General features: G+C 62.2%; 5 protein-coding genes. All 5 read left to right on the top strand.

Annotated elements, in window-relative coordinates; genetic code table 11:
* Positions 1-799: DUF4082 domain-containing protein (locus GGD53_RS31575; RefSeq protein WP_246717685.1), on the top strand; the 799-nt coding region annotated here is incomplete at its 5' end.
* 101 nt (positions 800-900) lie between these two features.
* Entirely contained in the window at positions 901-2082 is a 1182-nt protein-coding gene (locus GGD53_RS02860; RefSeq protein WP_184453359.1) for a GTP-binding protein, read from the top strand.
* A gap of 208 nt (positions 2083-2290) precedes the next feature.
* Positions 2291-6811 (top strand): DUF4082 domain-containing protein, encoded by a 4521-nt coding sequence (locus GGD53_RS02855; protein WP_184453357.1) that lies wholly within the window; start codon positions 2291-2293, stop codon positions 6809-6811.
* An 18-nt stretch (positions 6812-6829) separates the two neighbouring features.
* On the top strand, positions 6830-8062 hold the full coding sequence (locus GGD53_RS02850; RefSeq protein ID WP_184453355.1) for a GTP-binding protein: 1233 nt from the start codon (positions 6830-6832) through the stop codon (positions 8060-8062).
* Between the two features lie 72 nt (positions 8063-8134).
* On the top strand, positions 8135-8443 hold the full coding sequence (locus GGD53_RS02845; protein WP_184453353.1) for a hypothetical protein: 309 nt from the start codon (positions 8135-8137) through the stop codon (positions 8441-8443).
* Positions 8444-8474: the final 31 nt, after the last annotated feature.

The raw sequence follows: 8474 nt of genomic DNA, 5'->3' as shown, positions 1-8474 counted from the left end.
CCATGGCGCCAACGATGCACCGGTGCTGGCCGTCCAGACGACCACCCAGAATGCCACCGTCGGCTCTGCCTTCTCCTTCACGCTGCCGACGACCACTTTCACCGATGTCGATAGCGGCGACACGCTCGCCTATGCGGCAACGTCCGCCGATGGCACGGCCCTGCCTTCCTGGCTAACCTTCAACGCCTCGACACGCACCTTCTCCGGCACGCCGACGACGTCAGGCACTTACGGCGTCAAGGTGACGGCAACCGATCTCGGCAGCCTTGCGGCCAACGAGACCTTCAATATCGCCGTGTCGACGGCGCCGACGACCTACAGCCTGTTCTCTGCTTCCAGCACGCCGAGCCGGACCTTCAACGATGGTCAGCAGCTCGAACTTGGCGTCAAGTTCACGTCGAACGTTGCCGGAGATGTCACCGGCATCAGGTTCTATCGCAGCGCCAATGACAACGGCCAGAATGTCGTCGACCTTTGGACCACGACAGGCACCAAGCTTGCCACCGCCACCTTCACCACCACCACCGCGAGCGGTTGGCAGACGGTGAACTTCACAAATCCCGTCACCATCGCCGCCAATACCACCTATGTCGCCTCCTATCACACGACAGGCGCTTACGTGGCGACCAGCAATTTCTTTACGGCCGCCGTCACCAACGGTCCGTTGACGGCGCCGGCCAGCGGCAATGGCGTCTATGCCTATGGCGGTTCCGCCACCGCAGGTCTTTTCCCGACCAACAGCTACAATTCAACCAACTACTACGCCGACGTCGTCTTCCGGCCGCAACTGGCCGCGTGATGCAAAGGATAAGGTTAGGATCGATTTCGAATGAGGCTGACACGACGCAAATGCGGATCGCAGAGAGGGACGCGGCCTCCGCTCCCATTCAAGCGACAGCGATGAACAAGGGCCGGCTCCCGGTGACAGTGCTCGCCGGCTTTCTCGGCGCCGGCAAGACGACGCTTCTCAGCCACGTGCTGACCAATCGTCAGGGCCTCAGGGTCGCCGTCATCGTCAACGATATGAGTGAAGTGAACATAGACGCCAGTCTCATTCGAGACGGCGGCTGCAACCTGTCGCATACGACGGAGGCACTGGTTGAACTCAGCAATGGCTGCATATGCTGTACCCTGCGCGATGACCTCCTGACGGAAGTGCGGCGACTCGCCGAAGAGGGGCGATACGACTATCTGCTGATAGAGGGAACCGGCATTGCCGAGCCGCGCCCCATCGCTGCCACCTTTTCCTTCCGCGACGAGAACGGCGTTTCGCTCTCCGATTTTGCCAAACTTGACACGATGGTGACTGTCGTCGACGCCGCCAGCCTTTTGGCTGATTACAGCAGCGCCGATCTGCTTCGCGATCGCGGCATGCAGCGGGACGGCGAGGACCGGCGGACACTCATCGACCTGTTGGTGGACCAGATCGAGTTTGCCGACGTTGTCGTGATCAACAAGATCTCGGACGCGACCGAGGAAATTCGCGCAGAAGTCCGCAAGACGGTGGCTGCGCTCAACCCGGATGCGCACCAGGTGGAGACGGACTTCGGTAAGGTTTCGCTTGCAACCATTCTCAGTACGGGCCTCTTCGACGAAGCAAAGGCCGCCGCTCACCCGTTATGGCACAAGGAACTGTACAGCCCCGGTGCTCATGTTCCGGAGACGGAGGAATATGGGGTATCGAGCTTTGTCTATCGCACCAGGCGTCCCTTCGACCCGACGCGGTTTAGGGCATTCCTGGACGAGCCTTGGCCGGGGGTCATCCGCGCCAAAGGTCATTTCTGGTTGGCCACGCGACCGCGTCACGTGGGTCTGATGTCGGCGGCCGGAGCGCAACGACGCTGTGAACCCATGGGGCTCTGGTGGGCGGCCGTTCCCCGGCAGGACTGGCCGAGCCACCAGCAGTTTCGCCAGCATATCGAGCGCCGATGGGACAGCGCTTGGGGCGATCGTCGGCAGGAACTCGTGTTCATTGGTGTCGATATGGACGAGACAGGCGTCCGCAACGCGTTGGACGACTGCCTGGCAAGCTCGGATCCGCGGGACTGGTCGGCTCTCGAAGATCCCTTTCCGGCCTGGTAGCACGGGCGGAGCCGGAGTTTACCGGCTCGACCAGCCGGACCGGCAAAACAAGACCGACCAGCTTCCTCTCACACAGAGTCCGCGGCTTAGCGGAAGCACCGGACAGCTCCAGAACCGGATATGCGGTGAGGATCATCATATCGGCGTATGGAGTACCTCCCACATACCCAAGATTGCTGTCGTACGTTCCGCTCCGAAAGCTGGCAGGATGAAGCCATTCAATGCTGGTCGACGGGAAATGGGGACGCCGCTCTTGCTGAGATTTCATGTGAGGAATCGCAAATACTTGACTGCTGTCGGAGGCACGCCGTGCATCAGTCACGCAACCTCGGCCTGGGCCGCACTGCTTGGAACTCCGACCGTAGTGTCTTCGAGCACTCAGGGTTCTTCCGGCTTTGCCAATCAAGGCAGCGCAACCGTCCAATCCTCTTTCATCGGCACAGTCACAACTTCGCTGATGTCATCAGGCGGCATGCAATCGTCCCCCGCACCGTCGACGGCGATACCGGCGCCTGAGGCAGATGGCGGCGCAAAAGACAGTTCCACGAAGACGGCGTCGGCTGCGACGGTCTTCGACACGACCTCCTCGACATCGCAAGACACCGTACTTGCCCCAGATCCGTACGAAGAGGCTGCGACACTGCCTGCCGCCCCCGCGCTGACGGGGATTACCAGCGATGCCGACACCGGAAGCGCCACGACGGCGGCGCCGGTGACGTCTTCCAGCAGTCTCGACACGACTTCGTTGCGGCTTCAGACCTCGATAGCATCCCTCTCGGTGGAGCCCAGCCAGGACGCTTCGGCTGAGACGACGGCGGTCTCAGCGCTGGCCGCACCGGCGGCGGCTCCGGCTGCGGTGACGCTCAACATTATCGCACTGGAAAATCTGAAACAGGGCAACCCGATTAGCGAGTGGGGCCTGGAAGGCGACGGCAAGGGCACCATTCAGGGCTTCGCCACCGAAATCAGCACGAATATCGGCCAGACGGTCGATTTCAAGGTCGCCACCGATTCCACGCATTACCGCATCGATATCTACCGGATGGGTTATTACGGCGGGGCCGGTGCGCGCAAGGTCGGCTCGATCGAGCAGCAGCTGACCACGGCGCAGATCCAGCCGCATCCGATCGTCGACATGTCGCTCGGTCTCATCGACTGCGGCAACTGGTCGGTCTCGGCGAGCTGGCAGATTCCGACCGATGCCGTCTCCGGCGTCTATTTCGCCAAGCTGGTGCGTGAGGACGGCACCGAGGATGCCAGCATCATCCCCTTCGTCGTGCGCGACGACTCCTCGCACAGCAATATCGTTTTCCAGACCTCGGACACGACGTGGCAGGCTTATAATGCCTGGGGCGGCGCCAGCCTCTATTACGGCGATGTCCCCGTCGATCCCGCTGACATGATCGGCTACCTGCCGCCGAACTGCAGCTGCGGCCTGACCGCAATCGGTCGCGCCTCGGCGGTCAGCTACAACAGGCCGATCATCACCAATACGAGCCCGGTCGGCGGCTCGCACGACTTCATTTTTGGCGTCGAGCATTCAGCCATCCAGTGGCTGGAGCAGAACGGTTACGACGTGTCCTATGTTTCCGGTGTCGATGCGACGCGTAGCGGTAGCCTGCTGCTGAACCATGATGCCTTCCTATCGGTCGGCCATGACGAATACTGGTCGGCCGAGCAGCGCACCAATGTGGAGGCCGCGCGCGATGCCGGCGTGAACCTCGCCTTCTGGAGCGGCAACGAAGTCTATTGGAAGGTTCGCTGGGAAAGCAGCATCGACGGCAGCGGCCAGGCCTACCGCACCATGGTCTGCTACAAGGAGACCTACGGCACGAGCACGGACCCGAGCAATATCGGCACCGGCACCTGGCGCGATCCGCGTTACGCCGATGCGGAGCAGGAGCCGGAAAATTCGCTGACGGGAACGATGTTTCAGGTGGACGGCTACCGCCAGGATACGATCTCCATCCCCTACGACTATTCGAACCTTCGCTTCTGGCGCAATACCGATGTGGCAGAGCTGCAGCCGGGCGAGACCTACAATCTGGTGCAGAACCTGCTCGGCTATGAATGGGACTCGGATGTCGAGAATGGATTCCGTCCGGCTGGACTGATCGACCTGTCGCTCTCCTCGGTCGCGGTCAACACTTATCTCCGCGATTACGGCTCGACGGTCGGCGACGCGGTGGCGACCCACAGCCTGACCATGTACCGGGCGGCAAGCGGCGCACTCGTCTTCGGCGCCGGCACCGTCTTCTGGTCCTGGGGGCTGAACGATCAGCATCAGGGGCCGGCAACGTCAACCGATCGCAACGTGCAGCAGGCGATGGTCAACATGTTCGCGGACATGGGCATCCAGCCGACGACGCTCGATGCGAGCCTGATCCTCGCGACCCAATCGACCGACATGCTGAAGCCCACCTCGTCGATTACCTCGCCCATATCAGGCGCAAGCTTCCTCGAAGGGCAGCATGTGACGATATCAGGAACGGCGCAGGATTTCGGCGGCGGCATCATTGCCGGCGTCGAGGTCTCCACCGATGGCGGCCAGCACTGGTTCAAGGCCACGGGCCGCGAGAACTGGAGCTATAACTGGGTCATCCAGGCGAGCGGCACCTATGCGATCCTGTCACGCGCCGTCGACGACAGCGTCAATCTGGAGGCGCCATCGGCCGGCAAGCAGGTCACCGTCACGCTGCCGGGCACACAGGGCCTGTGGACGCTGGCGGAAAAGCCCGCGACCGAAGTAGCGGTCGATCGCGATTCCGTCGAGCTCGGCCTGCGGTTCCAGGCGACGACGGCAGGCTCGGTGGAGGGCATCCGTTTCTACAAGGGCTTCTATAACATCGGCGAACACGTCGTCAGCCTCTGGAGCAGCACCGGAACGCTGCTGGCGACCGGCGTAGCGACAGGGGAATCGCTCTCAGGGTGGCAGACGGTGATGTTCTCCAGCCCGATCCAGATCGCGGCCGGCACGACCTATGTGGCCTCCTATCACAGCAATGGCTACTACTCGCTCACCCAGAACTATTTCAACGAGCCCTATGCCAGCGGCCAGCTGAAGGCCGTCGATGGCGGCGGCGTCTTCGCCTACGGCACTACGCCCAGCACATTCCCCGGCCAGAACCCCGGCGGCAGCAATTACTGGGTGGACGTGGTCTTCGATGCCGGCCCCAACAGCCAGCCGGTCGCGACCGACGACAGCGGGCTGATCATCGGCCACAACGGAACGGTTGTTATCTCCATTTCCTCGCTCCTGGCAAACGATACCGATCCCAATGGCGATGCGATGACCATCACGGCCGTCGGCAATGCCGTCAACGGCTCGGTCGCTCTCAACAAGCAGACCGGCGCCATCACCTTCACGCCGGCCAACGATTATTCAGGACCGGCGAGCTTCAGCTATACGCTGTCGGACGGGCGCGGCGGCACGGATCAAGGCAATGTCAGCCTGACCGTCCAGACGGGTTCGGCTGGCGAGACACTGTTTACGGCAAGTGAGGGACCGACCGGCGGCAGCTTCAACGACAATACGGCGTTGGAACTCGGCATGAAGTTCGTGGCTTCCTCGACCGGCACCATCTCGGGCATCCGCTATTACAAGGCTGCCGGCGATACCAGCGTCCATACCGGCTCCATCTGGAGAGCCGACGGCACGCTCGTCGCAACGGTCACCTTCACCAACGAGTCGCTCTCCGGCTGGCAGACCGCGAACTTCGCCACGCCGCTGCAGATCACGGCGGGTGCGACCTATGTCGCCTCCTACCACACGACCGGCACCTATGTGGCGACCTCGAACTATTTCAACACGGCGCATACCAATGGCTCGCTGACGGCGCTTGCAGGCAGCAATGGCGTCTACGCGGTCGGATCGGGCTCGCCCTTCCCGACGTCGAGCTACCAGTCGACGAATTACTGGGTCGATGTCGTCTTCAATCAGTCGACGGGCAATACGGTGCCGGTGGCCGCCAATGACAACGGCTATACGACCTATACCAATACGGCTCTGTCGATCGCCGCTGCAAACCTGCTGGCAAATGACAGCGACGCCGATGGCAACCCGCTTGTCGTCACCGGCGTCAGCGGCGCGGTCAACGGTTCGGTGTCATACAACAGCCAGACGCAGACCGTCACCTTCACGCCGACGGCAGGATATACCGGGCCGGCGAGCTTCAGCTATTCCATCGCCGACAGTCAGGGCGGCACGGCATCCGCCCAGGTTGCGCTTACCGTCAACGCCCAGGGGAGCGAGCAGAACCTCTTCAGCGCCAATGAAACGCCTGCAATCGTCTCCGTGAACGACAATCACCCGGTCAATCTCGGCATGAAATTTCAGGCGGACACGGCAGGCTGGGTCACGGGCATCCGCTTCTATAAGGGCGCCGACAATACCGGCCCGCATAACGGTTATCTCTGGACCGCCTCGGGCACGCTGCTTGCCAGCATCACCTTCAGCAACGAAACGACAAGCGGCTGGCAGACTGCCACGCTCACCCAGCAGGTCGCTGTCGCAGCGGATACGACCTACGTCGTTTCCTACAGCACGAACGGCAACTACTCGGCGACGGGCAATTATTTCAGCACCGAGAAGACGAGCGGCGACCTTAGGGCGCTCAGCGGTGACAACGGCATCTACGCCTATGGATCGAGCGGGTTGTTCCCGACGAGCAGTTACAACAGCACAAACTACTATGTGGACGTGGCGTTCAAACCGCAGCTCGCGGCGTAAAGGCGAGCGGGGGTATCGATGACGGGTGCAGACAATCGACTTCCGGTGACGGTCCTGGCGGGGTTTCTCGGCGGCGGCAAGACGACGGTCCTCAATCATGTCCTGAACAATCGCGAGGGACGCCGGATCGCCGTGATCGTCAACGACATGAGCGAGGTGAACATCGATGCCGATCTCGTCCGTGACGGCGGCGCCAACCTCTCGAGGACCGACGAAACCCTGGTCGAGCTTAGCAACGGCTGCATCTGCTGCACATTGCGCGACGATCTCCTGAGCGAGGTCCGCCGGCTCGCCTCCGCCGGCCGTTTCGACTATCTGCTGATCGAGGGCACGGGGATCGCCGAGCCCCTGCCGATAGCGGCGACCTTCTCCTTCCGCGACGAGAGCGGAGCAGCCCTTTGCGACGTGGCGCGGCTCGACACCATGGTCTGCGTCGTCGACGCGGTCAATCTGCTTGTCGATTACCGGAGCGACGAGTTCCTGGCCGATCGCGGCGAAAGGCGTGACGGGGACGATGAGCGCAAGCTCGTGGAACTGCTCGTCGAGCAAATCGAATTTTCTGATGTCGTCATCATCAACAAGGCGGGCGACGTGCCCTCGACCGACCTTGCCGAGGTTCGCCGGGTCGTCGCAGCACTCAATCCGGATGCCCGCGTCATCGAGGCGGTCTTCGGCCAGGTGCCGCTTGGCGCAATCATGGAAACCGGGCTCTTCAGCGAGGCCAGGGCCGCCCGCCATCCGCTCTGGCACAAGGAGCTTTACGGCTGGGGCGATCATGTGCCGGAGACAGAGGAATACGGCATTTCAAGCTTCGTCTATCGCAATCGCCGGCCTTTCGATCCGGCACGGCTCAGCCGCATGCTCGAGCAGCCACTGCCCGGCATCATCAGAGCGAAAGGTCATTTCTGGCTGGCGACCCGGCCGGACGAGATCGGCCTACTGTCGATTGCCGGCATGCAATGCCGCATCGGTACCAGGGGTTTCTGGTGGGCCTCGGTGCCGCGCGCGCACTGGCCGCGCCATCCGCAATTCCGCCAGTTGCTTGACCGGCATTGGGACGATGTCTGGGGCGACCGCCGCCAGGAGCTGGTCTTCATCGGCTCCGGCTTCGACGAGGGCGCCATCCGCACCGCGCTCGACGATTCCCTGACCGGGGAGGAGACGGGTTTCGATCCACAGACCGCCGTCGGCCTTCGCGATCCGTTTCCGGCATGGCGGCACGATACGCACGCATTGGACCGAAAAGTGTGAAGCGGTTTTCGGATATCCGATGCGTCGACTCAAAGGTGAACAGGTTTTGATTATCAACCAGAGGAGAGAACAATGAGCAGCGAACTTTATGCAGACGGTATCGGCGAAATCACCGTCACGGGAACGATCGTGCGCATCGACCTGATGTCGCTCTCGGCCACCGATCGCGACGCCAACAACAATCCGAAGCCGGTTTTCCGCCAGCGCATCATCATGCCTGTCGAGGCCTTCGCCAATGCGGTCGACCTCATGCAGAAGGCGCTTGGCGGCTTGGTAGAGGCGGGCGCGGTCCGTCGCATCGGTGACATGTCGGCTGCAGCCGCCAGCGATATCCAGTCGGTGCAGGGCGGCGCTTCGAACGCATCGCCGAATTTCAACTGACAACGGGACAGCCTCGGTCTCGTAGTGTTTC

Source organism: Rhizobium aethiopicum (assembly GCF_014197535.1).
Lineage (GTDB): Bacteria > Pseudomonadota > Alphaproteobacteria > Rhizobiales > Rhizobiaceae > Rhizobium > Rhizobium aethiopicum_A.
This window is presented reverse-complemented; position numbering and strand designations above follow the sequence as displayed.